Genomic DNA, 16,330 nt, shown 5'->3' with positions numbered 1-16,330 from the left:
AGACCTTTTATGAATTTCATCAAGTCTATCGTCGCAGCCGGACTGGTTGCGGCGTCGACCTCGGCATTCGCTGCCGACATCACCGGCGCCGGCGCCACCTTTCCGTTCCCGCTGTATTCGAAATGGGCGGACGCCTACAAGAAAGAGACCGGCAACGGCCTGAACTACCAGTCGATCGGCTCGGGCGCCGGCATCAAGCAGATCATCGCCAAGACCGTGACGTTCGGCGCAAGCGACATGCCGCTGAAGCCCGAGCAGCTCGAGAAGGAAGGCATGATCCAGTGGCCCCAGGCGATGGGCGCGCTGGTTCCGGTCGTGAATCTCGAAGGCGTCCAGCCCGGCGAGCTGGTGTTCACCGGCGAAGTGCTGGGTGACATCTATCTCGGCAAGATCAAGACCTGGAACGATCCGGCGATCGTCAAGCTCAATCCGAAAGCGAAGTTGTCGGGCGACGCGATCACCGTGGTTCGCCGCTCCGACGGCTCGGGAACGACGTTCCTGTGGACCGACTATCTGACGAAGGTCAACGCCGAGTGGAAGTCGAAGGTTGGCTCCGGCACTGCGGTGGAATGGCCGGTCGGCGTCGGCGCCAAGGGCAATGAAGGCGTTGCCGGCAACGTCAGCCAAACCAAGAACTCGATCGGCTACGTCGAATACGCCTATGCCAAGCAGAACAAGCTGACCTACGCCGGCGTCGTGAACAAGGCCGGGAAGACGGTGCAGCCGACCATCGGCGCGTTCCAGGCTGCGGCCGCCAATGCCGATTGGGCCGGTTCGAAGAACTACTACGTCATCCTGACCGATCAGCCCGGCGAGGCCTCGTGGCCGATCACCGGTGCGACCTTCATCCTGATGCACAAGGATCCGTCCGACAAGGCGGCCTCTTCGGAAGCCATCAAGTTCTTCAAGTGGGCGTTCGAGAAGGGCGACAAGATGGCCGAAGAACTCGACTACATCCCGATGCCGGAGCCGGTGGTCAAGCTGATCGAGAAGACCTGGTCGGCCGACATCAAGAGCTGATCTTCGTCACCAGCAGGCGCGATCCGGCTCTGCCGGGTCGCGCGACGCTCTCGACTTATGACGTTCGTGACAGCTGAGATCCCGCCGTGCGCGGGCCGGGTTTCGGTGCGCCATTGAGCGGCGCAGCGCATCGTGCGGCTCGCATTGCGGTGCAACGCAGCATTCGGTTCAAACAGAAATCTCCAGGCTACGCGGCTCGTTTATCGTAACCTGCATCGGCACAAGGAGACAGGCGTGGCGGACATGGCGGTTGACAGTACAGGGCTTCAAGCGACGGCAGGACCTTATGATCGCGCCCGGGCCCTGAACGCTTTCAGGTTCGGCGACTCCGCATTCTACTGGACCACCCGCGCCTGTGCGATTTCGGTCCTGTTGATCCTCGGCGGCATCATCATTTCGCTGATTGTCGGCGCCTGGCCGGCGCTGCGCGAGTTCGGCCTGTCGTTCCTGACCACCGCTCGCTGGGCGCCCGCCAATGATCCGCCGGTGCTCGGCGCGCTCGGTCCGATCTACGGCACGCTGGTGACGTCGGCGATCGCAATGACGATCGCGATCCCGGTCGGCCTCGGCATCGCGATCTTTCTCACCGAGCTCTGCCCGCTGTGGCTGCGACGGCCGATCGGCCTCGCGGTCGAATTGCTGGCCGGCATTCCATCGATCATCTACGGCATGTGGGGCTTCTTCGTGCTCGGGCCGTTTCTCGCCAATCATTTCCAGCCGGTGATGATCGCCCTGTTCGACGGCGTTCCGGTGCTGGGCACGATCTTCGCCGGGCCGCCGTCCTATCTCAGCCTGTTCAACGCTTCGCTGATCCTTGCGATCATGGTGCTGCCGTTCATCACCGCGATTTCGGTCGACGTGTTCAAGACCGTGCCGCCGGTGTTGAAGGAAGCCGCCTATGGCGTCGGCTGCACCACCTGGGAAGTCGTTCGCAGCGTGGTCATTCCCTACACCCGCGTCGGCGTGATCGGCGGCGTGATGCTGGCGCTCGGCCGCGCGCTCGGCGAGACCATGGCGGTGACCTTCATCATCGGCAACTCGTTCCGGATCAGCGGCTCGATCTTTGCGCCCGGCACCACGATCTCGGCGGCGATCGCCTCTGAGTTCGCCGAGAGCGACGGCCTGCACCAGTCCGGCCTGATCATGCTCGGCCTGTTGCTGTTCATTCTGACCTTCCTGGTGCTGGCGGCGGCGCGGCTGCTGCTGATGCGGCTCGAAATGAAGGCGGGCAAGTAATCATGTCCTCGATTCAACGCAGTCCGATTTACAATCGCCGTCACCGCGTCGATCTGGTGGTGAAAGTGCTGTGCTCCGCCGCGGCGGTGTTCGGCGTCACCTGGCTGGCGCTGATCCTGTTCACGCTGTTCTACAACGGCCTCGCCGGCGTCAATTGGCAGGTGTTCACCCAGAACACGCCGCCGCCCGGCTCGACCGAAGGCGGCCTGCTCAACGCCATCGTCGGCTCGGTGATCATGACCGTGTTCGGCGTCGGCATCGGAGCGCCGCTCGGCCTGTTCGCCGGCACCTATCTCGCGGAATACGGCAAGCACGACCGGCTCACCTCGGTGATCCGTTTCATCAACGACATCCTGCTCAGTGCGCCGTCGATCATCATCGGCCTGTTCATCTACGGCGCGGTGGTGGTGACGATGGGCCGGTTCTCGGCGCTCGCAGGCTCGCTGGCGCTGGCGGTGATCGTGATCCCGGTGGTGGTCCGCACCACCGAGGACATGCTGCTATTGGTGCCGAGCTCGCTGCGCGAGGCGGCGTCCGCGCTCGGCCTGCCGCGGTCGCTGGTGATCCGCCGAATCGCCTACCGCGCCGCGCGCGCCGGCCTGATCACCGGCATCCTGCTCGCCACCGCGCGCGTCGCCGGCGAGACCGCGCCGCTGCTGTTCACCGCGCTCAGCAACCAGTTCTTCAGCCTCGACATGACCAAGACGATGGCGAACCTGCCGGTGACCATCAACAACTTCGTCCAGAGCCCCTATGCCTACTGGAAGCAGCTTGCCTGGACCGGCGCGTTGCTGATCACCTTGACTGTGCTTGCCCTGAACATTGGTGCGCGCATCATCGGCGCCGAGAGGACCACGAAATGAGCGAGATTTCGATTGCCACCAGCGTTCCGAGCGGACCGGGACCGCTGATCGGCAACCAGCCCGACGGCCCCGCAAAGGTCATCGTGCGCGATCTCAATTTCTACTACGGCCAGAATCACGCGCTGAAGCACATCAATCTCAGCCTCGCCGCCAACCGCGTCACGGCCTTCATCGGTCCGTCGGGTTGCGGCAAGTCGACCCTGCTACGTGTGTTCAACCGGATGTACGATCTCTATCCGGGCCAGCGCGCCGAGGGGCAGGTGATGCTCGACGGCAACAACATTCTCGACCCGAAGCTCGACCTCAACCTGCTGCGGGCGCGGGTCGGGATGGTGTTCCAGAAGCCCACGCCGTTCCCGATGACGATCTACGAGAACATCGCGTTCGGCATCCGGCTGTACGAGAAAATCTCCAAGTCGGAGATGGACGGCCGGGTCGAGAAGGCGCTGCGCAGCGCGGCGCTTTGGAACGAGGTCAAGGACAAGCTCAACGCGTCCGGCCTCAGCCTGTCCGGCGGCCAGCAACAGCGGCTGTGCATCGCACGCACCATCGCGGTGCGGCCGGAAGTGATCCTGTTCGACGAGCCGTGCTCGGCGCTCGACCCGATCTCGACCGCGAAGATCGAAGAGCTGATCGACGAGTTGAAGGAAGACTACACCATCGCCATCGTCACGCATAACATGCAGCAGGCGGCCCGCGTTTCGGAGTCGACCGCCTTCATGTATCTCGGCGAACTGATCGAATTCGGGCCGACCAACAAGATCTTCACCTCGCCGAACGACCGGCGCACCCAGGACTACATCACCGGCCGTTTCGGCTGACGCGCCACGCGCGAGGAGAATGGAAATGGGCTTCGAACATACCAGCAAGGCGTTCGACGGCGACCTGCAGGAACTGACCCGGATGGTCGCCGAGATGGGCGGTCTGGCGGAGCGTCAGATTGTCGACGCGGTCGATGCGCTGGTCCGTCGCGACATCGCGCTCGGCGCACGGGTCGTCGCGGCCGATTCCGAGATCGACCAGATGCAACGCTCGATCGAAGAGCGGGCGGTGCTGACGATCGCACGGCGGCAGCCGATGGCGGTCGACCTGCGCGACATCGTCGGCGCGATGCGGGTCGCCACCGATCTCGAACGAATCGGCGACCTGTCGAAGAACATCGCCAAGCGGGTCAACGCGATCGACAGCGACTTTCATCCACTGAAGCTGATCCGCGGCCTCGAACACATGACCGATCTGGTGCAGTCGCAGGTCAAGGCGGTGCTCGACGCCTACACCGCGCACGATCTGCCGGCCGCGATGGTGGTGTGGAACGGCGACGAAGAGGTCGACGCGATCTGCACCTCGCTGTTCCGCGAACTGCTGACCTACATGATGGAAGACCCGCGCAATATCTCGTTCTGCATCCACCTGATGTTCTGCGCCAAGAACATCGAGCGGATCGGCGACCACGCGACGAATATCGCCGAAACGGTGTTCTACATGGTCGAGGGCCAGCAGATCCTGGACAAGCGGCCGAAGGGCGACATGACGACGTTCGCGAACGCGACGCCGGGCAACTAACGCGGATCCCGCAAGCCTGCGGCCGCATCAATTGATTGAACACGAGGACGACACATGGGTGCGCGCATTCTGGTAGTTGAAGACGAGGAAGCGCTGACCACGCTGCTGCGTTACAATCTCGAATCCGACGGCTACGACGTCGAAACGGTCGCGCGCGGCGATGACGCCGACACGCGGATGAAAGAGCGGCTTCCTGATCTGGTGGTGCTGGACTGGATGCTGCCGGGGCTGTCGGGGATCGAGCTGTGCCGAAGGCTGCGGGCGCGGTCCGATACCAAGCAGTTGCCGATCATCATGCTGACCGCGCGCGGCGAGGAGAGCGAGCGCGTCCGCGGGCTCGCCACCGGCGCCGACGATTACATCGTCAAGCCGTTCTCGGTGCCGGAATTGCTGGCGCGGGTGAAGGGCCTGCTGCGGCGTGCGGCGCCTGAGCGGCTGGCAACCGTGCTGACTTACGGCGATCTCGAACTCGACCGCGACAAGCGCCGCGTCGCGCGCTCCGGCCGGCCGATCGATCTCGGCCCGACCGAATATCGCCTGCTCGAATTCTTCCTCGAACATCCCGGCCGGGTGTTCAGCCGCGAGCAGTTGCTCGACGGCGTCTGGGGGCGCGATATCTATATCGATGAGCGCACCGTCGACGTTCACATCGGCCGCCTGCGCAAGCTGCTCAATCCGGGCCGCGAGCAGGACCCGATCCGCACCGTCCGCGGCGCCGGCTACGCACTGGATGATCGCTTCGCCAAGGCGGAGTAGGCCCGCAGCGTTTCGTTACAATCAGCCGTCATCCTCCGCGAAAGCGGAGGACCCAGTATTGCAGAGCGTTTGTGATGAGCACGGCCGCCCTGCGATACTGGGTCGCCCGGTCTTCGCCGGGCGATGACGGGGCCTTGAGTCGCGCGCGCTGCGAACTACTTTTTGTCAGCAAATGATCCGACGATTGTCATCCTCCGCGAAGGCGGAGGGGTCGGTATTGCAGTGCGGTTGTGAGAACTAACTGGCGCCCTAGGATACTGGGTCGCCCGCTTTCGCGGGCGATGACAACCTCGAGCGGTGGCGCAGCCGTGCGCTGCGCGAGCGTCGTTTGCCGCAGCTCTGCGCTGACGGCGCTTACCGCGTCGGCTTCGGCTGCTGGCGGCGGCGATCGCCGACAGGCTGATACGCGATGCGCGAGTGATGCGCGCAATAGGGCAGGCTCGGCAGCGACTTGCCGCCGCAGAAGAAGAATTCCGGATTGCTCGGATCGCCGATCGGCCAATGGCAGGTGGCTTCATTGAGTTCCAGCAGCGACAGCCGCTGGTTCATCGGCACGACGTTGTCATAGGTGACCGGATTGGGCTCGGCCTCGACCTCGAACACATGCGCCAGTGCGGTATTGCCGCGCGCCACCGGCCGTGTCACCCGCATCATGTGCGGGGTCGGACGCGCCTTGCGCGGACGTGGCGCCGCCGAGGAGGGGCTCTTGGCCCGGCCCGACAGGCCGAGGCGGTGAACCTTGCCGATCACGGCGTTGCGCGTCACATTGCCGAGCTCCGCGGCGATTTGACTCGCCGACAGCCCGCCTTCCCATAATTTCTTCAACTGCTCGACGCGCTCGTCGGTCCAGGTCAATGCCGTCATCATGTTAATTCCTTCCTGCCGCGAGGCGCTGGTCCCAGCGGAACCGCGGCTGCGAGGTCGCCAATTTCCTTGCCGTCAGAATCCCTTAGCCCTCGCCGGGCGGCCCTTGCCGCCCGGGCGTTACGCCCCGACCGAGAACTCGAAAAGGAATACAAAACGCGCACGAGATGTCGTACCCGACAGCCAAAACGCTACAATATGGCGTGACTCACGCGCAAGAGTCCGACCTGGTGCGTCCACACCTTCTCGACAAAGTGAGTCTTCATCGACACAGCGGCGACCGCGCGGCAAGTCGGGGGGAACCCTGACCGAAGCCGCTGTTGACAGTGACTTCAGCGCACCTAGAATGACTACACGTGCCGCCTGGAAAGGCGGCACGTTTCGTTTCCGGGGTACGTTGGCCCGCGACCGCAGAGAAAGCGGCCGGCCCGGCTGCCCGTTTTCCGATCGGATCGGCCATGTCGAACGCTGCTGCTACGTCCCATCTCCTGCCGGTATTCGCGAGAGCGGATGTCGCTTTCGAGCGCGGCGAGGGCGTTTGGCTGATCGCGACCGCCGGCGAGCGTTATCTCGACTTCACCAGCGGCGTCGCGGTCAATTCGCTCGGCCATTGCCATCCGCATCTGGTCGAGGCGCTGCAGCAGCAATCGGCGAAGCTGTGGCACACGTCGAACCTGTTCAAGAGCCCGGACGGCGAGCGGCTTGCCGCGCGGCTGTGCGAGCAGAGCTTCGCCGATTATGTGTTCTTCGCCAATTCGGGCGCGGAAGCGATCGAATGCGCGCTCAAGATGACGCGGCACTATCAGTTCTCGAAGGGATCTCCGGAGCGCACCCGGATCATCACCTTCGAAGGCGCGTTCCATGGCCGCACGCTGGCCGCGCTCGCCGCCACCGGCTCGGCAAAGTACCTGGAAGGCTATGGCGACCCGCTCGATGGTTTCGACCAGCTGCCGCTCGGCGATATCGAGGCGGTGAAGAAGGCGATCGGCCCGAATACCGCCGGCATCCTGATCGAGCCGCTGCAGGGTGAGGGCGGCGTCCGCGCGCCGGAGCCGGCCTTCTTCCGGGCGCTGCGTGAGTTGTGCGACGCCAATGGCCTGCTGCTGGTGTTCGACGAAGTCCAGACCGGGATGGGCCGCACCGGCGAATTGTTCGCCTATCAGCGGCTCGGCGTCGCGCCCGACATCATGGCGCTGGCGAAAGCGCTGGGCGGCGGCTTCCCGATCGGCGCCTGCCTCGCCACCGCGGAAGCGGCCAAGGGCATGGCGCCGGGCTCGCACGGCTCGACCTTCGGCGGCAATCCGCTGGCGGTTGCCGCGGCCAATGCGGTGCTCGACGTGATGCTGAAGCCCGGCTTCTTCGATCACGCCAAACGGATGTCGCTGATCCTGAAGCAGAAGCTCGCCGGGATCGTCGATCGTTATCCGCAGGTGCTCAGCGAAGTGCGCGGCGAGGGCCTGCTGATCGGCCTCAAGGCGGTGGTGCCGTCGGGCGATCTGGTCGCTGCGCTGCGCGACCAGAAACTGCTCACCGTCGGCGCCGGCGACAACGTCGTTCGCTTGCTGCCGCCGCTGATCGTCGACGAGGCCGAGATCGAAGAGGCGGTGACGCGGCTCGAGCGCGCCTGCGGCGTGCTGTCCGGCCAGGCCGCGCAGCGGGAGGCGGTGTGATGAGCAACGCCACGACCAAAGCCATGAAAAACGCGCCCCGGCACTTCCTCGACCTTTCCGAGCTGCCGACCTCGGAGTTGCGCAACATGCTCGCCGCCGGCGTGGCGATCAAGGCGAAGCGCAAGGCCAATATCGAGCCCGACAAGCCGCTGGCCGGCAAGACGCTGGCGATGATCTTCGAAAAGCCCTCGACCCGCACCCGCGTCTCGTTCGACGTCGGGATGCGCCAGCTCGGCGGCGAGGCGATCATGTTGACCGGCGCCGAGATGCAGCTCGGCCGCGGCGAGACCATCGCCGATACCGCGCGCGTGCTGTCGCGGTTCGTCGACATCATCATGATCCGGATCCTCAATCACGACTCGCTGCTCGAGCTTGCCGCCAACGCCACCGTGCCGGTGATCAACGGCCTGACGCGCAAGTCGCATCCCTGCCAGGTGATGGCCGATGTCATGACCTTCGAGGAGCATCGCGGATCGATCAAGGGCGCGACCGTGGCCTGGACCGGCGACGACAACAATGTGCTGGCGTCGTGGGCCCACGCGGCGCAGCGCTTCGAGTTCAATCTCAAGATCGCGACCCCGCCGCAGCTCGCGCCGAACAAGGCGATGCGCGACTGGATCAAGGCCAGCGGCGCACAGGTCACGCTCGGCAACGACGCCGAGGAGGCGGTGCGCGGCGCCGATTGCGTTGTCACCGACACCTGGGTGTCGATGGGCGACAAGGACGGCGAGCACCGCCACAATCTGCTCAAGCCGTATCAGGTCAATTCCAAGCTGATGTCGCTCGCCCACAAGGACGCGATCTTCATGCACTGCCTGCCGGCGCATCGCGGCGAGGAGGTCACCGACGAGGTGATCGACGGCCCGCAATCGGTGGTGTTCGACGAAGCCGAAAACCGCCTGCACGCGCAGAAGGGCATCCTGGCCTGGTGCCTCGGCGCGGTAGCGTAGGTCTCTTTCCCTCTCTCCTTTTGGAGGAGGGTGCCTGAGCGCAGCGAAGGCGGGTGAGGGGCCGGCACAGCGCCCGCGTCCACCCCTCATCCGACGCGGACTGCGTCCGCGCCACCTTCTCCCGCAGGGGAGAAGGAAGAGGCCGCGCTGCATCGCTGCCATTCATCCCCGCGGCCCGGCCCTTCCGATCCGCCAGCCCCGCCCCCAGATAGAGCGCCATGACCTCGCAATCTCAAAATCCCAAGACATCCGATACGCCGCCGGTGCGTGCGCCGTCCGCGGTTCCGGTCGACGACACGGTGCTGCCGTTCGAGGTCGGCCCGCTCGACCTGCGCGGCCGGCTGACGCGGCTCGGCCCGGCGCTCGACGAGCTGCTGGAAAAGCACGCCTATCCGACGCCGGTCGCCAAGCTGCTCGGCGAGGCGATCGTGCTGGCGACGCTGCTCGGCTCGTCTTTGAAATTCGATGGCCGCTTCATCCTGCAGACCCAGACCGATGGCCCGGTATCGTTCCTGATCGTCGATTTCCAGGCGCCCGACCGGCTGCGCGCCTATGCACGGTTCGACGAGAGCCGGCTGACGCCCGGGCTGGATTCCGGCGCGCTGCTCGGCAACGGGCATCTGGCGATGACGATCGACCAGGGCGTGGACATGAGCCGCTATCAGGGGCTCGTCGCGCTGCAGGGCGGCGGCCTCGAGGAAGCGGCGCACGAATATTTCCTGCGCTCCGAGCAGATCCCGACCAGGGTGCGGCTCGCAGTCGGCGAGGAGTTGCGCAGCGGCGAGGGCGGCCGGCATCACTGGCGCGCCGGCGGCATGTTGTTGCAGTTTCTCCCCAAGAGTCCGGAGCGCGCGCGGCAGGCCGATCTGCATCCCGGTGACGCGCCGGAGGGCGCTTCGGTCCACGCCGTGCAGGAAGACGACGCCTGGGTCGAAGGCCAGTCGCTGATCGCGACCGTGGAGGACGTCGAACTGATCGATCCGGACCTGTCCGGCGAGCGGCTGCTGTATCGGCTGTTTCACGAACGCGGCGTAAGGGTGTTCTCGTCGCTGCCGTTGCGCGCGCAATGCTCGTGCTCGCGCGACGCGGTGGCCGGCATGTTGTCCCGCTTCGAAGCCAAGGACCGCGCCGACATGGTCAAGGACGGCAAGGTCGTGGTGACCTGCGAGTTCTGCAGCTCGGTCTACGAATTCACCCCGCAAGAGGCGGGCGTGGAGGAGGCGGGCGAGTAGTTCGTGTCTCGTAGGATGGGTGAGTACGTAGGGTGGGTTAGCGCGAAGCGCGTAACCCACCGATTCACGTCTCGCCGCCAAGATGGTGGGTTACGGCGCTCCGCGCCGAACCCACCCTACGGCGCGCTCAGCGCCGCTCCTCAATTCAACGTCCGTTTCCCTTCCGGGCTGTCGAGCGAGAACGCCGGGACGTCGATTTCGAATTTTTCGCCGCTTTCGCTTTCCATCTGGTAGCGGCCGGCCATGAAGCCGGAGGCGGTCGGGAGCGGGACCCCGCTGGTGTATTCGAACCGTTCGCCGGGCGCGAGCACCGGCTGTTCGCCGACCACGCCTTCACCGCGGACTTCCTGGGTGCGGCCGGACGCGTCGGTGATCACCCAATGCCGGGTGCGCAGCTGCACGGTCTCGTCGCCCGAATTGGTGATGACCACGGTATAGGACCAGAAAAACTGTCGGTTTTCCGCCGAGGAGCGCTCGGGGAGGTAATTCGGTTCGACAGTCACCTCGATCTGGCGAGTTACGGCGCGGTACATGAGAGTTGTTCCAGCTTGAATCGCAATCATATCGCAGAAATCCTATCTGAAACCAGCCGTTCGGAACGATTTTCAGCTTCTGAGACCATATAGAGCCGTGGTTTCAACATAGTTGGCGCATAGTCCCGCAGGCGACGCAGGGTCGCACCGACGGCGTGGGCGAACCGGCAACGTGCCGGTCGCATTCCGCCGCAACGATCGCGACCTTCGCCGCCGCAATGCGGCCCGACCGCCTGCAAGGCCCGTCCGGCTGAACCCGTTGCAAAATCTTCGCCTGTCGGTGTGCAGGCTGATATATCAGCGCCAAGGCGCGATGTTGCGCCCGCCCGGAGCCCCATGACTCCCGTAGCCTCGTCCGTCGCTGAACCGATCGCCGGAGCGCCGCCCGCGAGCATCCCGCCGCAGGTCGAGACCGTTCCGCCGCCGGCGCCCCCACCGCAGCCGGCGCTGCAAAAGCCTGCGCCGAAGCGCGAATTGCGGCTCGATCTGTTCCGCGGCCTGGCGCTGTGGCTTATCTTCATCGACCATCTGCCGGCCAATATTCTCACCTGGCTGACGATCCGCAACTACGGCTTCAGCGACGCCACCGAGATCTTCATCTTCATCTCCGGCTACACCGCCGCCTTCGTGTATGGCCGCGCGATGCGCGATCAGGGCGTGGTGGTGGCGTCGGCGCGGATCATGAAGCGGGTCTGGCAGATCTACGTCGCCCACGTCTTCCTGTTCACCATCTTCCTGGCCGAAATCTCCTACGTCGCCAACAGCTTCCAGAACCCGCTCTACACCGAGGAAATGGGGATTCTGGATTTCCTCAAGCAGCCCGACGTCACCATCGTGCAGGCGCTGCTGCTGCGGTTCCGTCCGGTCAACATGGACGTGCTGCCGCTTTACATCGTGCTGATGTTCTTCCTGCCGCCGATCCTGTGGATGATGCGGCGCTCGCCCGACGTCGCTCTGGCGCTGTCGACATTCCTGTATGCGGCGACCTGGCAGTTCGACCTGCATCTGACCGCCTATCCGAGCGGCGTCTGGGCGTTCAATCCTTACGCATGGCAATTGCTGTTCGTGTTCGGCGCCTGGTGCGCGATGGGTGGGGCGCAGCGCCTGTCACGGGTGCTGGCGTCGCCGATCACCCTATGGGTGGCGGTCGCCTATCTGCTGGCGGCGTTCTTCGTCACCCTGACCTGGCACATGCCGCAGCTGTTCCATACCCTGCCGAAATGGCTGGAACAGTGGATGTATCCGATCGACAAGCCCAATCTCGACGTGCTGCGGTTCGCGCATTTCCTGGCGCTGGCGGCGATCACCGTCCGATTCCTGCACCGTGACTGGCGCGGCCTGAACTCGATCTGGCTGCGGCCGTTGATCCTGTGCGGGCAGCATTCGCTGGAAATCTTCTGTCTGGGCATCTTCCTTGCATTTGCCGGCTACTTCGTGCTGGCCGAGATCGCCGGCGGAGCGGTCATGCATTTCTTCGTCAGCTTGACCGGGATCATCATCATGTCGGCGTCAGCATGGCTTTTTTCGTGGTACAAGAACGCAGCGGCCAAGGGCGGAAGTCAAAAAACAAGCCCGGATGCCGATCTCGCGGGGGGCGACGCATGATGGCCGGCAGGATGGCCAGCTTTGGATTTGTGCTGGGCATCGCCCTGCTGGCAGCGCTTGGAACGCCGGCTTGCGCCGCGCCCGAGACGTCGCCGCAGAATTGCGACGCGCCGGCCTATCTGCTGTCGACCGACGCCACCCTGGCCAAGGTCGCCACCGCGCTGAAGACCGACCGCAAGCTCGATATTCTGGTGATCGGTAGCCGCTCCTCCAGCATCGGCTCGGCCGAGAGCACGGCCTATCCGGCGCGGTTGCAGACGCAACTCCGCGAAAGGCTGCCCGGCGTCGCCGTCAACGTCACCGTCGAGATGCGGGCGAAGCGCACCGCCGCCGAAGTCGCGCCCGGCCTCGGCCAGCTCGTCGCCGAGCGCAAGCCTGCCTTGCTGATCTGGCAAACCGGCACTTACGACGCGATCCGCTCGGTCGATCCCGACGAATTCCGCAGCGCGCTCGGCGACGGCATCGAAGCGTCGAAGAAGGCCGGCGCCGACGTCATCCTGATGAATCTGCAATACAGCCCCCGCACCGAAACCATGATCAATCCGGCGCCCTATCTCGATAATATGCGGGTGGTGGGACAGGAGCACGATGCGCCGCTGTTCGATCGGTTTGCGCTGATGCGGCATTGGAACGAGACTGGAGAATTCGATCTGTTCAGCCCTTCGCCGGGCATCGACCTGGCGATGCGGGTGCACAATTGCATCGCGCGCGCGCTGTCGAGCTTCGTGATCGATGCGACGAAGATCAATCCATCGGAGTTGAGGACGCTGCGTTAATGAGGAGTCGAAGTTGCGCGAGGTTCGCCGCCGCGATGTTTTCGGCGGCGATATTGTTTGGCGGCACAATGCCGGGTGCGTCCGCGCAAACCGCCCAGGCTGCGCCGGATCCGGCCAGAGCCGACGCGGCGCCGGTCGACCGCGACCCGGCGCAGAAGGGCCTCGCCGGCAAGGCGATCGACAGGATGAAGGATGCCGCCAAGCAGGCCGGCGACGTTCTGACCAGGGTGCCGTGCCTGCCGCCGCGGGGCGGTAGCAAGTCGATGGGCTCGCTGCCCCATGTCGCCCGCAAACTGGTCGACGGCCTGCCGGTGGTGATCGTGGCGTTCGGTTCGTCGTCGACGCAGGGCCATGGCAGCACGTCGCCGGCCTACACCTATCCGACCCGTCTCGCCGAGCGGCTGCGCCGCCATTACCCGACTGCCGACATCACCGTGATCAACAGCGGCAAGGGCGGCGAGGACGCGCCCGAGATGATGCAGCGGCTGAAGACAACGGTGCTCGACGCCAAGCCGGATCTGGTGATCTGGCAGGTCGGCACCAACGCCATCCTGCGCAATCTCGATCCGGCCGACACCGGCCGGCTGGTCGAAGCAGGCATCGCCGCGATCCAGGCCGCGGAGGCCGATGTCGTGCTGGTCGATCCACAATACGCGCCGCGGGTCAATGAGCGCGCCGAGAGTGCCGGCAAGATGATCAAGGCGCTGGGCCGGCTCGCCGAGCTGCGCCATGTCGGCATCTTCCCGCGCTTCGAGGTGATGAAAGACTGGCACGAGCAGCAGGCGCTGCCGTTCGAGATTTTCGTCACCGCCGACGGCCTGCACATGAACGATTGGGGCTACGCCTGCTTCGCGCAGCTTCTCGGCGACGACATCATCCGCTCGGTCGGCCAGATCAAGCTCGGCGTCACCGTGCCCTCCGACGTCCACGCCTACCGGCCGATGTGAGGCCGGGACTCGTCTTTCACTTCACCACGACCCGCGCGCCGGTCGGCACGCGCTCGTAAAGATCGAGCACGTCCTGGTTCAACATCCTGATGCAGCCGGACGAGACCGCTTCGCCGATCGTCCCCGGCTCGGTGGTACCGTGGATGCGGAACATCGTGTCCTTGCCGTTGCGGTAGAGATACAGCGCACGCGGTCCGAGCGGATTGTCGACACCTCCGGACATCCCGCCGGCCAGCTTGCCGTAACGCGCCGGTTCGCGCGCGATCATCTTCGCCGTCGGGGCCCAGTTCGGCCATTCCGCCTTGCGCCCGACTTCCGCCGTGCCGGTGAAGGCCAGCCCGGCCTTGCCGACACCGACGCCGTAGCGCAGCGCCTTGCCGCGTTCGGTCACCAGATAGAGAAAGCGGTTGCGCGGTTCGACCACGACGGTGCCGGGCGGCTCGCTGCCCGTGTAGTCGACGACCTGCCGCACATAAGCGGGATTGAGATCGCCCGGATCGACGCCGTCGATCGGAAACTTCTCGGTGTCGATCGCGGCATAGCGCGCCGCCACCGCCGGGCTGACCAGCGACGGCGAGACGCCGAGCGGCGACTGGGAATTCGTGACACAGCCGCCGAGCGCGAGTGCGGCGGCGAGGATGAGCAGGGTGGGAAATTTCATCGGAACAATCGAGTTCGCTGACTTGGCTTTCTGACGGCCGCGCGTCTGCGCCACCTCACTGTGCTGAGCGCGGCCCGAGGCAGCCCCATGCTGATAGCATCGCCGAGCGCCTGCGCGACGCTTCGCAACTGCGGCATGTCGACGCCTGCGGGTTCCATCGCGTGCTGAAGTTCCGGCAACGACGCGAGCCGGCCGATCGTGTGGCGAATCCAGCAATGACGTCACCACGCGTCATGTCCGCGCTCGTCGCGGGCATCCACGTCTCAGGCAGATGATGCGGGGAAGACGTCGATGGCCGGGAACAAGCCCGGCCATGACGGACGTGATAGCGGAACTACACGGCTTCACAGGCCGACCACGCGGCGTGGTCGGCCGTCGGACGCTTGAACTCACACGTGATCGAGCGCGGCGATCAAATCCTCGATCAGATCGTCCTTGTGCTCGAGCCCGGCCGAATAGCGGATGAAGCCCTCGCTGATGCCGAGTTCGGCGCGGGCTTCCGGCTTCAGCCGCTGATGCGTGGTGGTCGCCGGGTGGGTGACCAGGCTCTTGGCGTCGCCGAGATTGTTGCTGATCTTCACCAGCTTCAGCGCGTTGAGGAAGCGGAACGCCTCGGCCTTGCCGCCCTTGACCTCGAAGCCCACCAGCGTCGAGCCGGCGCCCATCTGCTTCTTGACGGTCGCCGCCTGCGGATGATCGGCGCGGCCGGGATAGATCAGCCGCGCGACCTTGGGATGAATCGCCAGCGCGTCGGCGATCGCGGCCGCGGTCTCGGTCTGCTGCCGGACGCGGACCGACAGCGTCTCCAGGCCCTTCAGCAGCACCCAGGCGTTGAACGGCGACAGCGACGGACCGGTCTGGCGCAGATACATCTGGATATGCTCCTCGATGAACGCCTGCGACGCCAGCACCACGCCGCCGAGACAGCGGCCCTGGCCGTCGATGTGCTTGGTCGCGGAATACACCACGACGTCGGCGCCGAGTTCGAGCGGGCTCTGCCAGATCGGCGTCGCGAACACGTTGTCGACGACGAGGCGCGCGCCGCCGGCATGGGCGATCTGCGCAATCGCGCCGATGTCGAGCACGTCGAGCGTCGGATTGGTCGGGCTTTCCAGAAAGAACGTCTTGGTGTTCGGCCGAACCGCGCGCTGCCATTGGTCGAGATCGAGGCCGTCGACCAGCGTCGATTCGATGCCGTAGCGCGGCAGCAGGTCCTCGACCACGTAGCGGCATGATCCGAACATCGCCTTGGAGGCGACGACGTGATCGCCGGCGCGCAGCGGCGCCAGCATCGCGGCGGTCACCGCGGCCATGCCGGTGGCGGTGGCGCGCGCCGCCTCGGCGCCTTCGAACTCCGCCATGCGTTGCTCGAAGCTGAACACCGTCGGGTTGGAAAAGCGCGAATATTGGAAGCCGGGATCGTCGCCGGTGAAGCGCGCTTCGCATTGCTCGGCGCTGTCGTAGACGAAGCCCTGGGTCAGAAACAGCGCCTCGGAGGTCTCGCCATATTGCGAGCGCAGGCTGCCGGAATGCACCAGGCGGGTCTCGCGGCGATAGTGAGCGGTGTCGGGGATGGCGATGGAGGGCTTCGGATCGGGCGATTTGGTCTCGGACATGTGGTCTCCCTCGTGACCACACCGGGCGGTGCGGGCAC

16 protein-coding genes are annotated in these 16,330 nt (G+C 65.2%); 12 read left to right on the top strand and 4 right to left on the bottom strand.

Annotated features, from left to right (window positions below; genetic code table 11):
• Positions 1-9 precede the first annotated feature (9 nt).
• From pstS to phoB, 6 genes are all read left to right on the top strand, one after another.
• Positions 10-1,020 carry a phosphate ABC transporter substrate-binding protein PstS gene (gene pstS, locus BMY71_RS13540; protein ID WP_011501311.1) on the top strand — a complete coding sequence of 337 codons (1,011 nt, stop codon included), beginning with the start codon at positions 10-12 and terminating at the stop codon, positions 1,018-1,020.
• Positions 1,021-1,254: 234 nt separating this feature from the next.
• Complete coding sequence (gene pstC, locus BMY71_RS13535; RefSeq protein ID WP_011501312.1) at positions 1,255-2,256, top strand: phosphate ABC transporter permease subunit PstC; 1,002 nt, start codon at positions 1,255-1,257, stop codon at positions 2,254-2,256.
• 2 nt (positions 2,257-2,258) lie between these two features.
• Positions 2,259-3,119 (top strand): phosphate ABC transporter permease PstA, encoded by an 861-nt coding sequence (pstA, locus tag BMY71_RS13530; RefSeq protein ID WP_011501313.1) that lies wholly within the window; start codon positions 2,259-2,261, stop codon positions 3,117-3,119.
• Positions 3,116-3,940, top strand: coding sequence for a phosphate ABC transporter ATP-binding protein PstB (gene pstB / locus BMY71_RS13525; RefSeq protein ID WP_011501314.1), 825 nt, complete (start codon positions 3,116-3,118; stop codon positions 3,938-3,940). Before pstA ends, pstB begins: the two co-directional genes overlap by 4 nt.
• A 25-nt stretch (positions 3,941-3,965) precedes the next feature.
• Positions 3,966-4,682 carry a phosphate signaling complex protein PhoU gene (gene phoU / locus BMY71_RS13520; protein WP_011501315.1) on the top strand — a complete coding sequence of 239 codons (717 nt, stop codon included), beginning with the start codon at positions 3,966-3,968 and terminating at the stop codon, positions 4,680-4,682.
• A 54-nt stretch (positions 4,683-4,736) separates the two neighbouring features.
• Positions 4,737-5,438, top strand: a complete 702-nt coding sequence (gene phoB, locus BMY71_RS13515) for a phosphate regulon transcriptional regulator PhoB (RefSeq protein ID WP_011501316.1) — start codon at positions 4,737-4,739, stop codon at positions 5,436-5,438.
• A gap of 354 nt (positions 5,439-5,792) precedes the next feature.
• Here the strand turns inward: phoB and BMY71_RS13510 are convergent, their stop codons facing one another.
• Positions 5,793-6,302, bottom strand: a complete 510-nt coding sequence (locus BMY71_RS13510) for a GcrA family cell cycle regulator (RefSeq protein ID WP_041805676.1) — start codon at positions 6,300-6,302, stop codon at positions 5,793-5,795.
• A 458-nt stretch (positions 6,303-6,760) separates the two neighbouring features.
• Between BMY71_RS13510 and BMY71_RS13505 the strand changes: the two genes are divergently transcribed.
• The 3 genes from BMY71_RS13505 (at position 6,761) to BMY71_RS13495 (ending at position 10,154) form a co-directional block, all read left to right on the top strand.
• The gene (locus BMY71_RS13505) at positions 6,761-7,972 is read left to right on the top strand and encodes an aspartate aminotransferase family protein (RefSeq protein WP_011501318.1); all 1,212 of its coding nucleotides are present in this window, start codon (positions 6,761-6,763) and stop codon (positions 7,970-7,972) included.
• Positions 7,973-7,995: 23 nt separating this feature from the next.
• Complete coding sequence (gene argF, locus BMY71_RS13500) at positions 7,996-8,922, top strand: ornithine carbamoyltransferase (RefSeq protein ID WP_092684364.1); 927 nt, start codon at positions 7,996-7,998, stop codon at positions 8,920-8,922.
• Between the two features lie 218 nt (positions 8,923-9,140).
• Positions 9,141-10,154 (top strand): Hsp33 family molecular chaperone, encoded by a 1,014-nt coding sequence (locus BMY71_RS13495; protein ID WP_011501320.1) that lies wholly within the window; start codon positions 9,141-9,143, stop codon positions 10,152-10,154.
• Between the two features lie 140 nt (positions 10,155-10,294).
• Here the strand turns inward: BMY71_RS13495 and apaG are convergent, their stop codons facing one another.
• On the bottom strand, positions 10,295-10,687 hold the full coding sequence (gene apaG / locus BMY71_RS13490) for a Co2+/Mg2+ efflux protein ApaG (RefSeq protein ID WP_041805130.1): 393 nt from the start codon (positions 10,685-10,687) through the stop codon (positions 10,295-10,297).
• 336 nt (positions 10,688-11,023) lie between these two features.
• Between apaG and BMY71_RS13485 the strand changes: the two genes are divergently transcribed.
• Genes BMY71_RS13485 through BMY71_RS13475 form a run of 3 tightly spaced genes read left to right on the top strand, consistent with a single transcriptional unit; the run spans position 11,024 to position 14,015 of the window.
• Positions 11,024-12,292, top strand: a complete 1,269-nt coding sequence (locus BMY71_RS13485) for an OpgC domain-containing protein (RefSeq protein ID WP_041805131.1) — start codon at positions 11,024-11,026, stop codon at positions 12,290-12,292.
• Positions 12,289-13,068, top strand: coding sequence for an SGNH/GDSL hydrolase family protein (locus tag BMY71_RS13480; protein ID WP_011501323.1), 780 nt, complete (start codon positions 12,289-12,291; stop codon positions 13,066-13,068). Before BMY71_RS13485 ends, BMY71_RS13480 begins: the two co-directional genes overlap by 4 nt.
• 35 nt (positions 13,069-13,103) lie before the next feature.
• The gene (locus BMY71_RS13475) at positions 13,104-14,015 is read left to right on the top strand and encodes an SGNH/GDSL hydrolase family protein (RefSeq protein ID WP_011501324.1); all 912 of its coding nucleotides are present in this window, start codon (positions 13,104-13,106) and stop codon (positions 14,013-14,015) included.
• 16 nt (positions 14,016-14,031) lie between these two features.
• Here BMY71_RS13475 and BMY71_RS13470 read toward each other — a convergent pair whose 3' ends face one another.
• Positions 14,032-14,676, bottom strand: a complete 645-nt coding sequence (locus tag BMY71_RS13470) for a L,D-transpeptidase (RefSeq protein WP_041805133.1) — start codon at positions 14,674-14,676, stop codon at positions 14,032-14,034.
• Between the two features lie 389 nt (positions 14,677-15,065).
• Positions 15,066-16,292 carry an O-succinylhomoserine sulfhydrylase gene (locus tag BMY71_RS13465; RefSeq protein WP_092684362.1) on the bottom strand — a complete coding sequence of 409 codons (1,227 nt, stop codon included), beginning with the start codon at positions 16,290-16,292 and terminating at the stop codon, positions 15,066-15,068.
• Positions 16,293-16,330: the final 38 nt, after the last annotated feature.

This window comes from Rhodopseudomonas pseudopalustris (assembly GCF_900110435.1).
In the GTDB taxonomy this organism is placed as follows: Bacteria; Pseudomonadota; Alphaproteobacteria; order Rhizobiales; family Xanthobacteraceae; genus Rhodopseudomonas; species Rhodopseudomonas pseudopalustris.
The sequence above is the reverse complement of the archived record's forward strand: the minus strand, read 5'-3'. Positions and strand labels throughout refer to the sequence as shown.

Excerpts from the sequence above, each read along its gene's own strand:
- BMY71_RS13480 (WP_011501323.1), top strand. The coding sequence starts at position 12,289 with ATGATGGCCGGCAGGATGGCCAGCTTTGGATTTGTGCTGGGCATCGCC.
- argF (WP_092684364.1), top strand. The coding sequence starts at position 7,996 with ATGAAAAACGCGCCCCGGCACTTCCTCGACCTTTCCGAGCTGCCGACC.
- phoB (WP_011501316.1), top strand. The coding sequence starts at position 4,737 with ATGGGTGCGCGCATTCTGGTAGTTGAAGACGAGGAAGCGCTGACCACG.
- BMY71_RS13495 (WP_011501320.1), top strand. The coding sequence starts at position 9,141 with ATGACCTCGCAATCTCAAAATCCCAAGACATCCGATACGCCGCCGGTG.
- apaG (WP_041805130.1), bottom strand. The coding sequence starts at position 10,687 with ATGTACCGCGCCGTAACTCGCCAGATCGAGGTGACTGTCGAACCGAAT.
- pstA (WP_011501313.1), top strand. The coding sequence starts at position 2,259 with ATGTCCTCGATTCAACGCAGTCCGATTTACAATCGCCGTCACCGCGTC.
- BMY71_RS13470 (WP_041805133.1), bottom strand. The coding sequence starts at position 14,676 with ATGAAATTTCCCACCCTGCTCATCCTCGCCGCCGCACTCGCGCTCGGC.
- pstB (WP_011501314.1), top strand. The coding sequence starts at position 3,116 with ATGAGCGAGATTTCGATTGCCACCAGCGTTCCGAGCGGACCGGGACCG.
- BMY71_RS13465 (WP_092684362.1), bottom strand. The coding sequence starts at position 16,292 with ATGTCCGAGACCAAATCGCCCGATCCGAAGCCCTCCATCGCCATCCCC.
- BMY71_RS13505 (WP_011501318.1), top strand. The coding sequence starts at position 6,761 with ATGTCGAACGCTGCTGCTACGTCCCATCTCCTGCCGGTATTCGCGAGA.
- phoU (WP_011501315.1), top strand. The coding sequence starts at position 3,966 with ATGGGCTTCGAACATACCAGCAAGGCGTTCGACGGCGACCTGCAGGAA.
- BMY71_RS13475 (WP_011501324.1), top strand. The coding sequence starts at position 13,104 with ATGTTTTCGGCGGCGATATTGTTTGGCGGCACAATGCCGGGTGCGTCC.
- BMY71_RS13485 (WP_041805131.1), top strand. The coding sequence starts at position 11,024 with ATGACTCCCGTAGCCTCGTCCGTCGCTGAACCGATCGCCGGAGCGCCG.
- BMY71_RS13510 (WP_041805676.1), bottom strand. The coding sequence starts at position 6,302 with ATGACGGCATTGACCTGGACCGACGAGCGCGTCGAGCAGTTGAAGAAA.
- pstS (WP_011501311.1), top strand. The coding sequence starts at position 10 with ATGAATTTCATCAAGTCTATCGTCGCAGCCGGACTGGTTGCGGCGTCG.